This is a genomic window from Nocardioides sp. Root122 (assembly GCF_001425025.1).
Taxonomy (GTDB): Bacteria; Actinomycetota; Actinomycetes; order Propionibacteriales; family Nocardioidaceae; genus Nocardioides.
On the sequence record NZ_LMDE01000002.1, the window covers coordinates 58,327 to 75,377 of the forward strand.

Genomic DNA, 17,051 nt, shown 5'->3' on the forward strand with positions numbered 1-17,051 from the left:
GATACTTCAGCTGTGCAGATCATCGGCCAAACGCTCTACATCATCCTGTTCGTCTTCATCGGCCTGCTCTGGGTCCGGTTCGTCGTGGACTGGGTCCAGGTCTTCGCCCGCCAGTGGGAGCCTCGGGGCCCGCTGCTCGTGGCCCTCGAAGGCGTCTACTCCGCGACCGACCCGCCGATCGTGGCGTTGCGCCGCGTGATCCCGCCGCTGCGGATCGGCTCCGTCGCCCTCGACCTGAGCTTCCTGCTCGTGATGGTGGCAGCATGGTTGCTGCTCAACGTCGTACGCACCATCTTCAATCTCTGAACCATCCGTCACACGGGTCACTGTGCCCCGCGCGACCACGGGCGCTATTGTCTCCTGACAGCAGAGCCACCATGTGTCAACGATCGTGAAAGTTTGGGTGAGGTCATGCCGCTGACGCCTGAGGACGTGAGCAACAAGCGCTTTACACCTGTCCGTCTCCGTGAGGGCTACGACATGGGCGAGGTGGACCAGTTCCTCGACGAGGTCGAGGCCGAGCTCGCACGCCTCACCAAGGAGAACGACGACCTCAGGTCGAAGCTCTCGGCTGCTCAGTCCGGTGGCGGGGCCGCACCTGCTGCTGCCTCCTTCGCGCCGGCGGCACGCGAGCCGGAGCCCGAGCCGGAGCCCGAGCCCGAGCCGGAGCCCCAGCCGGTCGCCGCGGCTGCGCCCGCCGCCCCCGTGCAGACGATGCGCGTCGAGACCATTGCCGACGCCTCCAACGCGGCCGCCCGGCTGCTGGAGATCGCGACCCGCAACGCAGACGAGCTCGTCGAGGACGCCAAGAACGAGGCCGACCGCATCGTGGGCGCCGCCCGCACCAAGGCCGAGCGTCTCGAGACCGAGGCCAAGACCAAGGCCGATCGCATGGAGGCCGACGCGCGCCAGCGTTCGCAGATGCTCGACTCCGAGACCGCCGAGCGCCGCCAGCAGATGTTCGGCGACCTGGAGAAGGAGCGCGACAAGCTCAACAGCGACGTCGAGACCCTCCGCCAGTTCGAGCGCGAGTACCGCTCGCGCCTGAAGACCTACTTCACCCAGCAGCTCGAGGCGCTGGCCAACGGCGCCGAGAGCCAGGCTCCCGTCGACAGCGGCAACGCGCCCAAGCGGCTGCGCTCCGTGCTCGGTGACGACGAGGGCTGAGCTTCGAACAGGCCTGTGAAAAGCGAGGACGACCGCCCGTGAGGGTGGTCGTTCTCGCATTTCGGCGAGCCGAGGTTGGGTTCGGTCGGTGCCAGCGGCTAACCTCCGTGCCACCGTGTGGTTCCCACCACACCCGATGCATGGCTGGAGGCCCTCGGAGATGGCTGGCACCACGCGCAAGTCCCTGGCCGGCACTGCCGCCGCAGCAGCGAAGCGAGTGATCGGCCGGCGCTCCGCCTCGGCCACGAAGGCCACCGCGAAGTCCACCGCGAAGTCCGAGGCGACGGGCACCACCACAGCGGCCGCGAAGAAGGCAGCGCCCGCCACGAAGACCGCGCCCGCGAAGAACGCTGCGGCGAAGAAGGCCGCGCCCGCCACGAAGAACGCTTCGGCGAAGAAGGCTCCGGCCACGAAGGCCGCGCCGGCGAAGGCCACCCCGAAGAAAGCCACCACGAAGAAGGCCGCGCCGGCCAAGAAGGCAGCGCCCGCGAAGAACGCTTCGGCGAAGAAGGCTCCGGCGACGAAGGCGGCTCCCGCGAAGAAGGCGCCCGCGACGAAGGCSGCTCCTGCGAAGAAGGCGCCCGCGACGAAGGCCGCTCCTGCGAAGAAGGCGCCCGCCACAAAGGCCGCTCCTGCGAAGAAGGCGCCCGCGACGAAGGCCGCTCCTGCGAAGAAGTCGCCTGCCAAGAAGTCGCCTGCGAAGAAGCCATCCGCGCAGGCGCCGGCTACGAAGGCCCCTGCGAAGAAGGCTCCAGCCGCGAAGAAGGCTTCGGCCGACACGTTGACCCCTGCACCTACTGCTCCCGCGAAGAAGGCACCTGTGACCAAGGCTCCTGCGAAGAAGGCCGCCGCAGCGACGGCGACTGCTCCCGCCCCCCGCACCGCGACGGTGGCGAAGGCGGCGGCCAAGAAGGCTCCGCGCAAGGCCACGCCTGCCACGCTCGTGGTGCTGGAGGGTGAAGACCCCTGGACCCGCGCCGAGCTCAACGAGGTCGTCAAGGAGCTCACCGAGCACCAGGAGCGCCTCGAGACGTCGGTCGGGGAGGCCGAGGCCGAGCTCGCCGGGCTGATGCGCGACGCCGGCGACGGCGCCGGGCAGGACCAGGCCGACGTCGGCGCGACCACCTTCGAGCGCGACCACGAGCTCACCGTGCTCGCCAAGGAGCGCGAGACCCTGGTCCAGATCGAGCGGGCGCTGGCCCACATCGACGACGGCACCTACGGCGTCTGCGACTCCTGCGGCAACCCCATCGGCAAGAATCGGTTGATGGCGGTGCCGCATGCCACACTGTGCATGTCATGCAAGCAGCGCGAGGAGCGTCGCTGAATCCCAGCGACCCGGTCGATCACGACCCAGCCCGCCGCGGTCTCGATGCGCGGCTGGTCTTCGTCGCGATGGCGGTCGTCGCCTACGCCCTCGACCTCGGTTCGAAGGAGTGGGCGCTGCGGGCGCTCGCCGACGGCGACGTCCCGCTCATCGGTGACGTGCTCGTGCTGCACCTGACGTTCAACCCCGGTGCGGCGTTCAGCACCGGCACCGACTTCACCATCGTCTTCACCTGCCTCGCCATGCTCGCCGTGGTCGTGGTGCTGTGGCTGAGCCGCCGGATCGGCAGCACCGGCTGGGGCCTCGCGCTCGGGCTGCTGCTCGGCGGCGTCGCCGGCAACCTCACCGACCGCATCGTGCGTGAGCCCGAGCCCTTCCACGGCCACGTCGTCGACTTCCTGATGCTGCCGAACTGGCCGGTCTTCAACATCGCCGACATGTGCATCAACATCGCGGCCGGTCTCATCATCCTGCAGACGTTCCGTGGGATCGCGCTCGACGGGTCCCGTGAGCGCGACGCGGCCGCGGACGCCGGGCAGTGAGCGGGCCGGCATGACCACCAACGCCGACCAGCGCACCGTCTTCGTCCCTGACGGCCTCGCCGGGGAGCGGGTCGACGCCGCCATGGCGCGGATGTTCGGCTTCTCCCGCACGAAGGCGGCCGACCTCATCACCGACGGCCTCGTCCAGCTCGACGGGACCACGGTCGGCAAGAGCGACCGGGTGCACGCCGGCTCGATGCTCGACGTCACCATCCCGGCCGAGACCGACCCGCTGGCGATCGTCCCCGAGATCGTCGAGGGCATCCGGATCATCCACGACGACGACGCCATCGTGGTGATCGACAAGCCCGTCGGGGTCGCGGTGCACCCGTCGCCGGGCTGGTCGGGCCCGACCGTGGTGGGCCACCTGGCCGGCGCCGGCTTCCGGATCTCCACCAGCGGAGCCAGCGAGCGGCAGGGGATCGTCCAGCGCCTCGACGTCGGCACCAGCGGCGTGATGGTCATCTGCAAGTCCGAGCACGCATACTCGGTCCTCAAGAACGCCTTCCGCCACCGCACCGTCGACAAGACCTACCACGCCCTCGTGCAGGGTCACCCCGACCCGCTCGCGGGCACGGTGGACGCGCCGATCGGCCGGCACCCCCACCACGACTACAAGTTCGCCGTGATGGCCGACGGCCGGCACAGCGTGACCCACTACGAGACGCTCGAGGCCCACCGCTTCGCGAGCCTGCTGGAGGTCCACCTCGAGACGGGTCGCACGCACCAGATCCGCGTCCACATGAGCGCGCTCAAGCACCCGTGCGTGGGTGACCTGACCTATGGCGCAGACCCCACGCTCGCCAAGCGGCTCGGGCTGCAGCGTCAGTGGCTGCACGCGATGCGCCTCGGCTTCGAGCACCCCGAGACCGGCGACTACGTCACCTACGAGTCGACCTACCCCGACGACCTCGCCCACGCGCTCGACATCATCCGCGATGAGCGCTGACCTCGTCCTTCGCACTGCCACGGACGACGACCTGCCGGTGCTCGCCGAGATCCACCTCGCCTCCCGGGCGGGCGCCGGCGACGCGTTCCCGCCGGGAGCGCACGCCGACGACGAGGTGCGGGCCTGGGTGGCCGGCTGGGACCTCAGCGCGTACGACGTCCGCGCGGCGGTGCTGCACGGCCGCACCGTCGGCTACTCGCGGTCCACGCCCACGTGGCTCGACGACCTCTACGTCCTGCCCGATGCCCAGGGGCACGGGGTCGGCACCGCCCTGCTGCGCCAGGTCCTCGACGAGCACCCGGACGGCGTCGGGCTCTGGGTCTTCGAGTCCAACCGTACGGCTCGGGACTTCTACGCCCGGCACGGTTTCGTCGCCCTCGAGCGCACCGACGGATGGGCCAACGAGGAGCGCGCGCCCGACATCAAGCTGGTCTGGCCGGGGCACGACCCGCTCGCCTGCTTCCGCACGATGATCGACGAGGTCGACCTGGTGCTCGGCGACGTGCTGGCCCGGCGCACGGCGCTCACGCGGGCCGTGCAGGGCATCAAGCCGACGAGCGAGCGCGACCCGCGCCGCGAGGTCGAGATCGCGCAGCGGATCGCTGCGATCGTGCCCGAGCTTGGCGAGGAGCGCGTCGCGCGCATCGTGGACGTGATCATCGCCGAGTCGCTCGACGCCGCCCGCGGTTCCACCGGCGACGGTGGAGCCGAGGGCCGATAGACAGGGCCTCCCGCTCCACCGTCCGTCGGCGGTGCGCGGTCCGGCGCACTGGTGACGAAGTCAGTGAACTCCGCGTCGCGCTGACGTCCGTCCTGCACGTGTCCCCTCTACTGCCCTCACCCTGTCCGAGTCACGGCCCGGCCGCAGGGCTGCACGTCGGCCGGCGGAAGTTCGGGGGTGGCGACGTGTCGTCCTTCCGACCGGGCAGGATGGCGTCGTGCTGCTCCACGACGACGTGATCGAGGAGTACCTCGACTTCGCGACCTACGCCGCGGGCGACTCGCCCTGCTTCGAGGCGTGGGCGCTCGGCGTCGCCGGCGACGAGGAGGTGCTCGCGTGGCTCGGCACCCTGCCGGCGATCAAGCGCCAGCCCAACCTCGTCTTCGCCGCCGCTCGTTGGCACGGCGCACCTGCGCCCGGGCCGTACGCCCGTCTCCGGCAGGTCCTGCTCGAGCAGGAGCCGGCGGTCCGCGAGACCGTCATGGCGCGCGCGACCCAGACCAACGAGGTCGGCCGGCTGGCCACCCTCGTGCCGCTGCTCGCCCTGGTCGAGGGCCCGCTCGCGCTGGTCGAGGTCGGCGCCAGCGCCGGGCTCTGCCTCTTCCCGGACCGCTACGACTACGCCTGGCCCGCGCTCGGCGAGCTGCGGGGGAGCGGCGGCCCGCTCCTGACCGCCCGGGCGACGGGGCCGCTGCCGGTGCCGTCGGCCCACCCCGAGGTCGCGTGGCGTGGCGGGGTCGACCTGCACCCGCTCGACGTGACCGACCCGGACGCCATGGCGTGGCTGCAGAACCTCGTCTGGCCCGAGCAGGACGAGCGGCGGGAGCGGCTGCGTGATGCCGTGGAGGTGGCGCGCCGCGAGCCACCCCGGCTGCGGACGGGTGACCTGTTCGACCACGTCGAGGACCTCGTCGACGAGGCGTCGGGGCACGGCCCGCCGGTCGTTCTCCACTCGGCCGTGGTCGCCTACCTCGAGGAGCCGGACCGCGAGCGGTTCCACGACCTGATGACCGGTCTCGTGGCGGCGGGACGGTGCCGGTGGGTCAGCAACGAGGGGCGGCGGGTGCTGCCGCGCGTGACCGGTGACCGGGAGGTCCCCACGGGGCGCTTCGTGACCGCGCTCGACGGCGTCCCGGTGGCCTGGAGCCACGGCCACGGCCACGCGATCCACTGGCTGTCGTGAGGTCGACACCGACGTGGCGCGTCCTGTCGGTGGGGTCCGGCACACTGACGTAGGCTGACGTCCTTCCCCCTGAAGCGCTGGTTGCGGGCTCGCACCGACGCTGCTGACCCGTCAGCACCACCCCAGATCCAGACACCGTCAGCGACCCCCGAAAGGTGCGGAAGTCTCCTCCATGTCGTCCGGCTCCTCCGTCAACCAAGCGGACAACTTCGTGCACCTGCACGTGCACACCGAGTACTCCATGCTCGACGGGGCGTCCCTGCTCGACGGCCTGTTCGCGCGCACCAGCGAGCTCGGCATGCCCGCGATCGCGATGACCGACCACGGCAACCTCCACGGTGCCTACGACTTCTACAGCAAGGCCAAGAGGGCCGGCGTCAAGCCGATCATCGGCATCGAGGCCTACGTCACGCCCGGCACGATGCGCGGCGAGCGCCGCCGCGTGCGGTGGGGCCAGGGCGACCTGGCCGAGGAGGGTGGCAACGACGTCGCCGGCGGCGGCGCGTACACCCACATGACGATGTGGGCCGAGACCACCGAGGGCATGCACAACCTCTTCCGGCTGTCCTCGCGGTCCAGCCTCGAGGGTTACTTCTACAAGCCCCGCATGGACAAGGAGATCCTCGCCGAGCACAGCAAGGGACTCATCGTCAGCACCGGCTGCCCGAGCGGCGCGATCCAGACGCGGCTGCGACTGGGCCAGTACGACGAGGCCGTGCGGGAGGCCGGTGAGCTCCAGGACATCTTCGGCCGCGACAGCGTGTTCCTCGAGCTGATGGACCACGGCATCGACATCGAGAAGCGGGTCCGCGACGACCTGCTGCGGCTCGGCAAGGAGATGGGGATCGCCCCCATCGCCACCAACGACTCCCACTACAACAACCCCGAGGACGCCGCGGCCCACGACGCCCTGATCTGCGTCGCGTCCGGCAAGCGGCTCTCCGACACCAACCGCCTCAAGTTCGACGGCGGCGGCTACTACATCAAGTCCGCCGCGGAGATGCGCGCGCTGTGGGCCGACCAGTTCGGCATGCCCGAGGCGTGCGACAACACCCTCGCGATCGCAGAGCGCTGCGAGGTCGAGTTCACCGAGTCGACCGGCGGCTACATGGCGCGCGCCGACGTGCCCGCGGGCGAGACCGAGGACTCCTGGTTCCGCAAGGAGGTCTGGCGCGGCATCGAGGCCCGCTACCCCGGTGAGAAGACCACCCAGGAGGTCCGCGACCGGGTGGACATGGAGCTCGCGATCATCTCCCAGAAGGGCTACTGCGGCTACTACCTCGTGGTCGCCGACTTCATCAACTGGGCCAAGGACAACGGCATCCGGGTCGGCCCCGGCCGCGGCTCGGGCGCGGGTTCGATCGCCGCCTACGCCTTGCGCATCACCGACCTGTGCCCCCTCGAGCACGGCCTGTTCTTCGAGCGCTTCCTCAACCCCGAGCGCCCCTCGATGCCCGACTTCGACATCGACTTCGACGACGCCCGCCGTGGCGAGGTGATCTCCTACGTCAGCCAGAAGTACGGCGCCGACCGCGTCGCGCAGATCGCCACGTTCGGCCGGCTCAAGGCGAAGGCCGCCATCAAGGACGCCGCCCGCGTCCTCGACCACGGCTTCGCGATCGGAGACCGGATCACCAAGGCGTACCCCGCCGACGTGATGGGCAAGGGCGTCGCGCTCAAGGACATCTTCAACGCCGACCACAAGCGCTACAACGACGGTGGTGAGTTCCGCGCCCTCCACGGCCAGGACCCCGACGTCCGCACCATCTACGAGACCGCGGTCGGCCTCGAGGGGCAGATCCGCAACTGGGGCGTGCACGCCGCCGGCGTGATCATGTCGAGCGAGCCGCTCATCGACATCGTGCCGATCATGTCCCGCCCGCAGGACGGCGCGGTCATCACCCAGTTCGACTACCCGATGTGCGAGTCGCTCGGCCTGGTCAAGATGGACTTCCTCGGCCTGTCCAACCTCCGCATCCTCGACGACGCGATCAGCAACATCCAGGCGAACCGGGGCGAGGAGGTCGTCCTGGAGGACCTCGGCTTCGAGGACCGCGCGACCTACGAGCTGATGGGTCGCGGTGACACCCTCGGCGTGTTCCAGCTCGACGGCTCGGGCATGCGGTCGCTGCTCCGCTCGCTGCAGCCCGACGCGTTCGCCGACATCACGGCCGTCAGCGCGCTCTACCGCCCCGGTCCCATGGGTGCCGACTCGCACAACAAGTACGCCCGCCGCAAGAACGGCCGCGAGGCGATCGAGCCGATCCACCCGGCGCTCGCAGAGGCGCTCGAGCCGGTGCTGGGGGAGACCTACGGCCTGATCGTCTACCAAGAGCAGGTGATGGCCATCGCCCAGGTGCTGGCCGGCTTCACCCTGGGCGCCGCCGACAACCTGCGCCGCGCGATGGGCAAGAAGAAGAAGGAGGAGCTCGACAAGCAGTACGCCGGCTTCCAGGCCGGCATGCTCGAGCGGGGCTTCCCGCAGGTGGCGATCGACAAGCTCTGGGAGATCCTGCTCCCGTTCTCCGACTACGCCTTCAACAAGTCGCACTCCGCCGCCTACGGCGTCATCACCTACTGGACCGCCTACCTCAAGGCCAACTACCCGACCGAGTACATGGCCGCGCTCCTCACGTCCGTCAAGGACGACAAGGACAAGATGGCGATCTACCTCAACGAGTGCCGCCGGATGAAGATCCAGGTCCTCCCGCCCGACGTCAACGAGTCCCACGCCAACTTCACGCCGGTCGGCAACGACATCCGCTTCGGCCTCACGGCCGTGCGCAACGTCGGCCACAACGTCGTCGCCGGCATCGTGGCCGCACGCGAGGAGAAGGGTCGCTACCTCGACTTCAACGACTTCATGGAGAAGGTTCCCGCGCTGGTGTGCAACAAGCGCGTCGTGGAGTCGTTGATCAAGGCCGGCGCCTTCGACGACATGAAGCACCGGCGGCGCGCGCTGGCCGCGGTCCACGAGACGGCCGTCGACCAGTTCGTGGACCTCAAGAAGAACGAGGCGATCGGCCAGGACTCGCTCTTCGGCGGCCTGAGCGAGGACGACGCCGGGTTCGGGGTGAGCGTGACGATCCCCGACATCGAGGACTGGGACAAGATGACCCTGCTCGGCCACGAGCGGGAGATGCTCGGCCTCTACGTCTCCGACCACCCGCTGCTCGGGCTCGAGCACGTGCTGTCCCAGGGCACGGACTGCACGATCGGCCAGCTCCTGCTCGACGAGGACCGCCCGCACGGGTCGACGCTCACCGTCAGCGGCCTGATCACCTCGGTCCAGCGCAAGATCACCAAGCGCGGCGACCCGTGGGCCACGATCACGCTCGAGGACCTCGACGGTGCTGTCGACGTGCTGCTGTTCCCCAGCGCCTACACGCTCGCCTCCACCTTGCTGGTGGAGGACCAGATCGTGCGGATCAAGGGCCAGCTCTCCCGCGACAAGGACCAGCCCGAGCTGCGTGCGCAGGAGGTCACCGCCCCCGACCTCACCCAGGGGCCGACCGGTCCCGTCGTGATCAGCCTGCCCTCCACGCGCTGCACCCCGCCGGTCGTGGCGCAGCTCCGCGACGTGCTCGGCACCCACCCCGGCATGACCGAGGTGCAGCTCAAGCTGCTGACCCGCAGCTCGACCAAGGTGCTCAAGCTCGACGACAACCTGCGGGTCAGCCCGAGCCCGGCGCTGTTCGCCGACCTCAAGCAGCTGCTGGGGCCCGGGTGCCTGGCGGGGTGACCCCGGAGGACACGGCCGAGCGGCGCCCGTCCTGGTCCCCGCTCGTGCGGCTGGCCGTCGTGGTCGTGGTGTTCCTGGTCGCCGGCGCCGTCGCCGGGGTGGTCTGGGAGCGCTGGTGGGACGCGCCGAGCGGCGTGACCTACCAGGGCCACTGGTACCTCGAGCCCGCCGGTCCCGACGTCTCGTTCCAGGGCGTCGCGCTCTTCGTGCTGATCGCCTTCCCGCTGGGGATCGTCCTGGGGCTGCTGGCCGGCCTCCGGCGAGGGCACGAGACGGCGACGGCGCTCACGGTGCTCGTCGCGGCGAGCCTCGCCGGGGTGGTGATGTACGCCGTCGGGAGCAGCCTGTCGCCGCCCGACCCGCAGCCGCTGGCGGCGGGACAGCCCGACTACTCCACCGACATCCCGGGGCACCTCGGTCTCACCGCCCCCGACCACGGCCGGGTGCCGTGGCACTCGTCCGCGCTGGTGGCCCTGCCGACCGGGGCGATGGCTGGTCTGGTCGGCACCTACCTCTTGGGCAGCAAGCGATTGACGAGGCGTCCGCGCGGGTAGGGTGACGCCGACATGATGGAGGCGGTCCCGGCGAGGCCGGGGCCCGTGCAACGGGGGATCTTGACGAGATGAGCACGACACCGGGTGGTCCGGAATACCTGGACACGACGGGCCCGGCTGACGCCGCGCCCACCAACGACAACCGCAAGCGACTGATCGCGCTCGGTGCGCTCGGCGCGACCGCCGTCGTGGTCGCCGGCGGCGCTTGGGCGGCCACCAGCTTCTTCGCGACCGGCTCCCAGCCGGCCGAGGCGCTGCCGGACTCGACCATCGCCTACGCCAGCATCGACCTCGACCCCAGCGGCGGGCAGAAGATCGAGGCCATCAAGACGCTCCGCAAGTTCCCGGGGTTCACCGACAAGATCGACCTCCAGACCGACGACGACCTGCGCGAGCGGCTCTTCGAGGAGATCACCAAGTCCGGCGCCTGCGAGGGCCTCGACTACGCCAAGGACGTCAAGCCGTGGCTCGGCTCGCGCGCCGCGATGGCGGCCGTCGACCTCGGTGAGGACGAGCCCGCTGCCGTGGGCGTCATCCAGGTCACCGACGGCGCCAAGGCCGAGGACGGCATGAGCAAGCTCGTCGACACGTGTGGCGGCGGCGAGGACGCCGGGGGCGAGGTCGGCGGCTGGGTCGTCGACGGTGACTGGATGGTCATCTCGGAGACCAAGGAGATCGCGACCGAGGTCGTTGACGCGGCCGACGGCGGCTCGCTCGCCGACGACTCGGCCTTCGGCACCTGGACCGGCGAGGCCGGCGACGACGGCTTCATGTCCTTCTACCTCGCCAAGGGCGTCACCAAGTACGCCGAGGACTTCGCCGGCATGGGCTCGATGATGGGCGGCCCGTCGATGATGTCCGGTGCGGACACCAGTGCCGGCCCCGACGAGGACTGCATCGCCGAGGCGACCACCTCGGAGGAGATGCAGGCGTGCTTCGACGAGGCCACCGACGAGAGCTCGGACGACACCGGCTCCGAGGAGGTCCCGCCGGAGCTCCAGCAGCTGATCGACGACTTCGACGGCGCGGCCGCGACGGTGCGCTTCGACGACGGCGCGGTCGAGATCGAGTACGCCATGTCCAACTACCAGGAGGACATGACCAAGTACATGGAGAGCGACGAGGGCGTCTCCATGGTCGGCGGGCTCCCCGACGACACCGTCGCCGCGTTCGGCCTCGCGCTGACCGACGGTTGGGGTGAGGCGATGCTCGACTACCTCAAGACCACGATGCCCGAGGAGTCCGACACGATCGACGAGCAGCTCGCGGAGCTCGAGAGCGAGACCGGGCTGTCCATCCCCGCCGACCTGGAGACCCTGATGGGCGACGGGATGACCCTGTCGCTGGGCAGCGGGATCGACCCCGACGCGATCGCCAACGGCGGTCCCGGCGAGGTGCCGGTCGGGCTCAAGATCAAGGGCGACGCCGACGAGATCCAGGCCGTGCTCGACAAGATCGCCGCGCAGGCGCCGCCGGAGATGGCCGAGCTCATGCAGGTCACCGAGGGTGACGGCTACGCCGTGCTCGCCCTCCAGGACGACTACCGCAGCAAGCTCGAGTCCGCCGGTGACCTCGGTGACTCCGAGGACTACGAGAAGGTCGTCGAGTCCGACGACGCCCAGTCGGTGCTCTACGTCAACTTCGACGCCGACGACGACTGGCTGGTCCGGGTCACCGAGGACATGCCCGAGGTCAGCGAGAACGTCGAGCCGCTGTCGGCGTTCGGCATCAGTGGCTGGGTCGACGGCGACGTCGCGCACGGACTGTTCAAGCTGACGACCGACTGACGACTCGTCAGCCTCAGCGCCCGATGGTGGCGGTCACCGCTCCGGTGGCCGCCACCAGGTCGTTCGGGGCCAGCTCGAGGTCGAAGCCGCGGCGTCCCCCGGAGACCAGGATCGTGTCGTGGGCCAGCGCGGACTCGTCCAGCACGGTGGGGTGCGCGCGCTTCTGGCCGATGGGGGAGATCCCACCGGCAACGTAGCCGGTGGCCCGCTCCGCAGCGGCGACCTCGGCCATGACCGCCTTGCTGCCGCCGAGAGCGCGCGCCAGTGCCTTGAGGTCGAGGTGACCGGAGACCGGGACGATGCCCACCACGAGCGCGCCGTCGAGGGAGACCATGAGGGTCTTGAACACCCGGGCGGGATCGACCCCGAGGGCCTCGGCTGCCTCGAGTCCGTAGGACGCCGCACGCGGGTCGTGGTCGTAGGCCCGCACCTCGAAGGCGATGCCGGCCGCGGTCAGTGCGACGGTCGCCGGGGTGCCGCCTGCTCCACGGGCCTTCTTCGCCACGGTCAGTCCTCACGGTTGTGGTGGGGGGATCTCGACGCGCTCGTGCTACGTCGTTCCTCAGTCGCGTCGCTTGCTCAATCTGGCCGCGCCCACGCGGCGCGCTCGTACCTCGCCCGCCACTGCGCGTCTCAGTTGGGGGACCAGGCCGTGCGGGCCACCTGGGTCGCCGGGAGCGAGGGGATGACGTTGATGGCGCGCAGCTCGGCGGTGAGCAGCCGGGTGACCAGCTTGAGGCGCTCGGTGGCGTCGTCGGCCTCGAGGAGCGACTGCCGCTCGGCCATCGGCAGCGGCGCCAGCGCGGACAGGGTCCACGCGAGGTAGTCGGGGTCGCGCGGGAGCGTCCCGCTGAAGGGGTCGCCCTGCAGCTCGGCCATCGCCACCCGGAACGCGGTGAAGGTGGCCCGCGCCCGCTCCAGCAGCTCCTGCGGCACGTCGACCTCCGGCTCGGTGAGCACCTCGGCCACGCCGTGGGGGAACTCGTCGCCGCGCTGCATCTCCTCGAGCAGGAGCCGTTCGCGGGCCACCGCCACGATGTCGAACGTGCCGTCGTCGCGGCGGTCGACCTCGGTCAGCTGGAGGACGCAGCCGATCCGGTAGACCGACTGGGCGCCGTGGTCGCCCACCTCGTAGCCCTCGCGGATCGCCACCGTGCCGAACACGCGCTGGGCAGGGTCCTCGACCGTCAGCAGGTGCCGTACGAGCATGCGGTAGCGGTCCTCGAAGACGTGGAGGGGCACGCTCATCCCCGGGAACACCACGGTGTTCAGGGGGAACATCGGCAGCGGATCGCTCACGCTCCCAACCTAGCCCCCGCGTCGGCCCGGGCTGTCCATCCCACGCGGCCGCTGTCCGGGCGCGCCACCCCGGAACCTAGAATCGGGGCATGTCCCTGATCCGTCGCATCGACCTGAGGGGCGCCGACGCGGCGTCCGTCGACTACCGCACGAGCGTGCCTCGCGCCGAGTTCGACGTCGAGGCCGCCACGCATCAGGTGCAGCCGATCATCGACGCCGTCCGCGCCCGCGGCGTGGAGGCGATCACCGAGCTCTCCGCCCGCTTCGACGGCGTCGAGAGCGACGAGATCGCCGTGCCGCGTGAGGCCCTGCAGCAGGCGCTGGCCGACCTCGACCCCGCCGTCCGCGCCGGGTTGGAGGAGTCGGTCCGCCGCCTGCGGGCGACCTGCGAGGCAGAGCTCGAGCACGACGTGACGACCCAGGTGGCGCCCGGCGCCACGGTGACGCACCGCAAGGTGCCGATCGACCGCGTCGGCCTCTACGTCCCCGGCGGCCTGGCGCCGCTGGTGAGCAGCGTCGTGATGAACGTGGTGCCTGCCCAGGTGGCCGGTGTGCGTTCGATCGCCCTGGCCAGCCCGCCGCAGAAGAACCGCGACGGCCTGCCCGAGCCGACGATCATGGCGGCGTGCGCCCTCCTCGGCGTCGACGAGGTGTACGCCGTCGGCGGCGCGCAGGCGATCGCGATGTTCGCCCACGGTGCCGGGCCGTGCCAGCGCGTCGACCTGGTGACCGGTCCCGGCAACATCTACGTCGCCGCGGCAAAGCGCCTGCTGCGGGGTGTCGTCGGCATCGACTCCGAGGCCGGACCCACCGAGATCGCGATCCTCGCCGACGACAGCGCGGACGCCGCCTACGTCGCGGCCGACCTGATCAGCCAGGCCGAGCACGACCCGATGGCGGCCTCGGTCCTGGTCACCGACTCCCTCGACCTCGCCGACGCGGTGGAGGCCGAGCTCGACAAGCAGGTCTTCGCGACCCGGCACACCGAGCGGATCACCACGGCCCTCGGCGGGCAGCAGTCCGCGATCGTGCTGGTCGACGACATGGACCAGGGGGTCGACGTGGTCGACGCCTACGCGGCCGAGCACCTCGAGATCCACACCCGCGACGCCGCGGCCCACGCCGCCCGGGTCCGCAACGCCGGTGCGATCTTCGTCGGACCCTGGGCGCCGGTGTCGCTCGGCGACTACTGCGCGGGCTCCAACCACGTGCTGCCCACGGCCGGTTGTGCCTGCCACTCCAGCGGCTTGTCGGTCCGCGCGTTCACCCGGTCGGTCCACGTCGTCGACTACACGCAGGCGGCGCTGGCGGAGGTCGCCGACCACGTCGTCACCCTCGCCGAGGCCGAGGACCTGCCCGGTCACGGCCAGGCCGTGACGGTTCGATTCGAGCCCGGACGGTGAGCGCGACGTTCCCACCTCTGCGCGAGGAGCTGCAGGGGATCGAGCCCTATGGCGCGCCGCAGCTGGACGTGCCGGTCCAGCTCAACGTCAACGAGAACCCCTACGGGCCCTCGCGGGCGGCTGCGGCCGACATCGCGGAGGCGGTGGGCGCGGCCGCGACGACGCTCAACCGCTACCCCGACCGCGAGTTCACCGAGCTGCGCGAGGGCCTGGCGGCGTACCTCAACACCTCGGGTGGCTCCGGCATCACCGCCGACATGGTGTGGGCGGCCAACGGGTCCAACGAGGTGATGCTCCAGCTGCTGCAGGCCTTCGGCGGGCCGGGACGGTGTGCGCTGTCGTTCGCGCCGACGTACTCGATGTATCCCGAGTACGCCCGCGACGCGATGACCGAGTGGGTGACCGGTCACCGGGCCGAGGACTTCTCGCTCGACCTCGAGGCAGCGCGCGACCTGGTGCTCGAGCGCCGGCCGTCGGTGGTGCTGCTGCCCAGCCCCAACAACCCCACCGGGACGGCCCTGCCGCCGGAGGCGGTGTCGATGCTGTGCGAGGCCGCGGCGTCCTACGAGCCGGGTGGCATCGTGGTCGTCGACGAGGCCTACGGTGAGTTCCGCCGCTCGGGCACCCCCAGCGCGCTGGAGCTGCTCCCGGCGCACCGCAACCTCGTGGTGAGCCGGACGATGAGCAAGGCGTTCGCGCTCGCCGGCGCGCGCCTCGGCTACCTCGCCGCCGACCCGGCGATCTGCGACGCGATCCGGGTGGTGCGCCTGCCCTACCACCTCTCCGCGGTCACTCAGGCCACGGCGCTCGCTGCGCTGCGGCACGCACCGGAGCTGCTCGGCAAGGTGGCCGACCTCCGTGCCGAGCGCGACCGCACGGTGGCGTGGCTGCGCGAGCAGGGCCTCGAGGTCGCCGACTCTGACGCCAACTTCGCGTTGTTCGGCCGCTTCGCCGACCGGCACGCGGTCTGGCAGGGACTCCTCGACCACGGGGTGCTGATCCGGGAGACGGGTCCCGACGGCTGGCTGCGCGTCTCGATCGGCACGGCCGACGAGATGGCAGCATTCAGGCAGGCTCTGCTCGCCACCATGGAGACCGAGAAAGTCACCGGAGACATCACGGAGGACCACAGATGAGCCGCACCGCGAAGATCGAGCGCACCACCAAGGAGTCCCGGGTCGAGGTGCAGGTCGACCTCGACGGCTCGGGCCGCTCCGACGTCTCGACGGGCGTCGGGTTCTACGACCACATGCTCGACGCGTTCGCCCGCCACTCGCTCGTCGACCTCGTCGTGCACACCAGCGGCGACACGCACATCGACGCCCACCACACCGTCGAGGACACCGCCATCGTGCTCGGCCAGGCGCTGCGGGAGGCGCTGGGCGACAAGTCGGGCATCCGTCGCTTCGGCGACGCCACGGTCCCGCTCGACGAGGCGCTCGTGCAGGCCGTCGTCGACGTGTCCGGGCGCCCGTTCTGCGTGCACAGCGGTGAGCCGGAGGGCCAGCAGTACGTCGCGATCGGCGGCACCGGCGCGGCCTACCTGGGATCGCTGACCCGTCACGTCTTCGAGTCGATCTCCTTCCACGCCCACCTGGCGCTGCACGTGCGCGTCCTCGGGGGCCGCGACCCGCACCACATCGTCGAGGCGCAGTTCAAGGCGTTCGCGCGCGCCTTCCGCGACGCCGTCGCGCACGACCCGCGGGAGACCGGTGTGCCGTCGACGAAGGGCGCCCTGTGACGGCAGAGGTCGTCGTCCTCGACTACGGCTCGGGCAACCTGCGCTCGGCCGTGCGTGCCGTCGAGCGCGCCGGGGCGTCGGTCACCCTCACCGACGACTTCGACACCGCGCTCGAGGCCGACGGCCTCGTCGTGCCGGGCGTCGGCGCCTACGCCGCCTGCATGGAGGGCCTGCGCGCCATCAAGGGCGACCGGATCATCGGACGCCGACTGGCCGGCGGCCGTCCGGTCCTGGGCATCTGCGTGGGCATGCAGATCCTCTTCGCCGGCGGCGTCGAGCACGGCGTCGAGACCGCAGGGTGCGACGAGTGGCCCGGGCTGGTCACCCGCCTCGAGGCCGACGTGGTGCCGCACATGGGCTGGAACACCGTCGAGGTGCCGGAGGGGTCCACGCTCTTCGCCGGCGTCGAGGACGAGCGGTTCTACTTCGTGCACTCCTACGCCGCCCGCAGCTGGGACCTCGTCACCAACGACCGCACGGCCGCGCCGCTGGTGACCTGGGCCGAGCACGGTGGCGACAGGTTCGTCGCGGCGGTCGAGAACGGGCCGCTGTCGGCCACCCAGTTCCACCCCGAGAAGTCCGGCGACGCCGGCGCCGCCCTGCTGCGCAACTGGGTGCGGTCGCTGCGGCGCTGAC

The 17,051-nt window shown here is 70.9% G+C and carries 16 protein-coding genes; 14 read left to right on the top strand and 2 right to left on the bottom strand.

All coding sequences use genetic code 11. The features are described 5' to 3' along the window. Positions 1 to 12: 12 nt before the first annotated feature. From ASC64_RS04475 to ASC64_RS04520, 10 genes are all read left to right on the top strand, one after another. Complete coding sequence (locus tag ASC64_RS04475; protein WP_056906346.1) at positions 13 to 306, top strand: YggT family protein; 294 nt, start codon at positions 13 to 15, stop codon at positions 304 to 306. Positions 307 to 411: 105 nt separating this feature from the next. Then, on the top strand, positions 412 to 1,167 hold the full coding sequence (locus tag ASC64_RS04480) for a DivIVA domain-containing protein (protein ID WP_056906347.1): 756 nt from the start codon (positions 412 to 414) through the stop codon (positions 1,165 to 1,167). A 160-nt stretch (positions 1,168 to 1,327) separates the two neighbouring features. Further along, a complete protein-coding gene (locus ASC64_RS04485; protein WP_082550210.1) occupies positions 1,328 to 2,494 on the top strand; it encodes a TraR/DksA family transcriptional regulator in 1,167 nt (388 codons plus the stop codon). Further along, positions 2,467 to 3,036 carry a signal peptidase II gene (gene lspA / locus ASC64_RS04490; RefSeq protein ID WP_056906348.1) on the top strand — a complete coding sequence of 190 codons (570 nt, stop codon included), beginning with the start codon at positions 2,467 to 2,469 and terminating at the stop codon, positions 3,034 to 3,036. The genes ASC64_RS04485 and lspA overlap by 28 nt, the downstream gene beginning before the upstream one ends. 10 nt (positions 3,037 to 3,046) lie before the next feature. Next, complete coding sequence (locus tag ASC64_RS04495; RefSeq protein ID WP_056906408.1) at positions 3,047 to 3,985, top strand: RluA family pseudouridine synthase; 939 nt, start codon at positions 3,047 to 3,049, stop codon at positions 3,983 to 3,985. Continuing rightward, a complete protein-coding gene (locus tag ASC64_RS04500; protein ID WP_056906349.1) occupies positions 3,975 to 4,706 on the top strand; it encodes a GNAT family N-acetyltransferase in 732 nt (243 codons plus the stop codon). Before ASC64_RS04495 ends, ASC64_RS04500 begins: the two co-directional genes overlap by 11 nt. Positions 4,707 to 4,923: 217 nt before the next feature. Further along, positions 4,924 to 5,889 carry a DUF2332 domain-containing protein gene (locus tag ASC64_RS04505; protein WP_056906350.1) on the top strand — a complete coding sequence of 322 codons (966 nt, stop codon included), beginning with the start codon at positions 4,924 to 4,926 and terminating at the stop codon, positions 5,887 to 5,889. 172 nt (positions 5,890 to 6,061) lie between these two features. Next, positions 6,062 to 9,631, top strand: a complete 3,570-nt coding sequence (dnaE, locus tag ASC64_RS04510) for a DNA polymerase III subunit alpha (RefSeq protein ID WP_056906351.1) — start codon at positions 6,062 to 6,064, stop codon at positions 9,629 to 9,631. Beyond that, complete coding sequence (locus tag ASC64_RS04515) at positions 9,628 to 10,185, top strand: hypothetical protein (protein ID WP_056906352.1); 558 nt, start codon at positions 9,628 to 9,630, stop codon at positions 10,183 to 10,185. Before dnaE ends, ASC64_RS04515 begins: the two co-directional genes overlap by 4 nt. A gap of 68 nt (positions 10,186 to 10,253) precedes the next feature. Next, positions 10,254 to 11,972 carry a DUF3352 domain-containing protein gene (locus ASC64_RS04520; RefSeq protein ID WP_056906353.1) on the top strand — a complete coding sequence of 573 codons (1,719 nt, stop codon included), beginning with the start codon at positions 10,254 to 10,256 and terminating at the stop codon, positions 11,970 to 11,972. Between the two features lie 13 nt (positions 11,973 to 11,985). On the opposite strand, the gene ybaK is transcribed toward ASC64_RS04520, so the two are convergent. Both ybaK and ASC64_RS04530 read right to left on the bottom strand, forming a co-directional pair. Beyond that, the gene (gene ybaK, locus ASC64_RS04525) at positions 11,986 to 12,477 is read right to left on the bottom strand and encodes a Cys-tRNA(Pro) deacylase (protein ID WP_056906354.1); all 492 of its coding nucleotides are present in this window, start codon (positions 12,475 to 12,477) and stop codon (positions 11,986 to 11,988) included. A gap of 128 nt (positions 12,478 to 12,605) precedes the next feature. Continuing rightward, positions 12,606 to 13,271: an LON peptidase substrate-binding domain-containing protein gene (locus ASC64_RS04530; RefSeq protein WP_056906355.1), complete on the bottom strand. Its 666-nt coding sequence runs from the start codon at positions 13,269 to 13,271 to the stop codon at positions 12,606 to 12,608. Between the two features lie 95 nt (positions 13,272 to 13,366). Between ASC64_RS04530 and hisD the strand changes: the two genes are divergently transcribed. From hisD to hisH, 4 genes are read left to right on the top strand one after another with little or no spacing between them, the layout of a single operon-like run. Next, complete coding sequence (hisD, locus tag ASC64_RS04535; protein WP_056906409.1) at positions 13,367 to 14,674, top strand: histidinol dehydrogenase; 1,308 nt, start codon at positions 13,367 to 13,369, stop codon at positions 14,672 to 14,674. Beyond that, the gene (locus tag ASC64_RS04540) at positions 14,671 to 15,810 is read left to right on the top strand and encodes a histidinol-phosphate transaminase (RefSeq protein ID WP_056906356.1); all 1,140 of its coding nucleotides are present in this window, start codon (positions 14,671 to 14,673) and stop codon (positions 15,808 to 15,810) included. The genes hisD and ASC64_RS04540 overlap by 4 nt, the downstream gene beginning before the upstream one ends. After that, positions 15,807 to 16,415, top strand: a complete 609-nt coding sequence (gene hisB / locus ASC64_RS04545; RefSeq protein WP_056906357.1) for an imidazoleglycerol-phosphate dehydratase HisB — start codon at positions 15,807 to 15,809, stop codon at positions 16,413 to 16,415. The genes ASC64_RS04540 and hisB overlap by 4 nt, the downstream gene beginning before the upstream one ends. Then, entirely contained in the window at positions 16,412 to 17,050 is a 639-nt protein-coding gene (hisH, locus tag ASC64_RS04550; protein ID WP_056906358.1) for an imidazole glycerol phosphate synthase subunit HisH, read from the top strand. The genes hisB and hisH overlap by 4 nt, the downstream gene beginning before the upstream one ends. Position 17,051: the final 1 nt, after the last annotated feature.

What these genes read in the sequence shown, in the direction of transcription:
- ASC64_RS04480 (WP_056906347.1), top strand. Translation starts at nt 412, where the DNA reads ATGCCGCTGACGCCTGAGGACGTGAGCAACAAGCGCTTTACACCTGTC.
- lspA (WP_056906348.1), top strand. Translation starts at nt 2,467, where the DNA reads ATGCAAGCAGCGCGAGGAGCGTCGCTGAATCCCAGCGACCCGGTCGAT.
- ASC64_RS04495 (WP_056906408.1), top strand. Translation starts at nt 3,047, where the DNA reads ATGACCACCAACGCCGACCAGCGCACCGTCTTCGTCCCTGACGGCCTC.
- ASC64_RS04500 (WP_056906349.1), top strand. Translation starts at nt 3,975, where the DNA reads ATGAGCGCTGACCTCGTCCTTCGCACTGCCACGGACGACGACCTGCCG.
- dnaE (WP_056906351.1), top strand. Translation starts at nt 6,062, where the DNA reads ATGTCGTCCGGCTCCTCCGTCAACCAAGCGGACAACTTCGTGCACCTG.
- ASC64_RS04520 (WP_056906353.1), top strand. Translation starts at nt 10,254, where the DNA reads ATGAGCACGACACCGGGTGGTCCGGAATACCTGGACACGACGGGCCCG.
- hisB (WP_056906357.1), top strand. Translation starts at nt 15,807, where the DNA reads ATGAGCCGCACCGCGAAGATCGAGCGCACCACCAAGGAGTCCCGGGTC.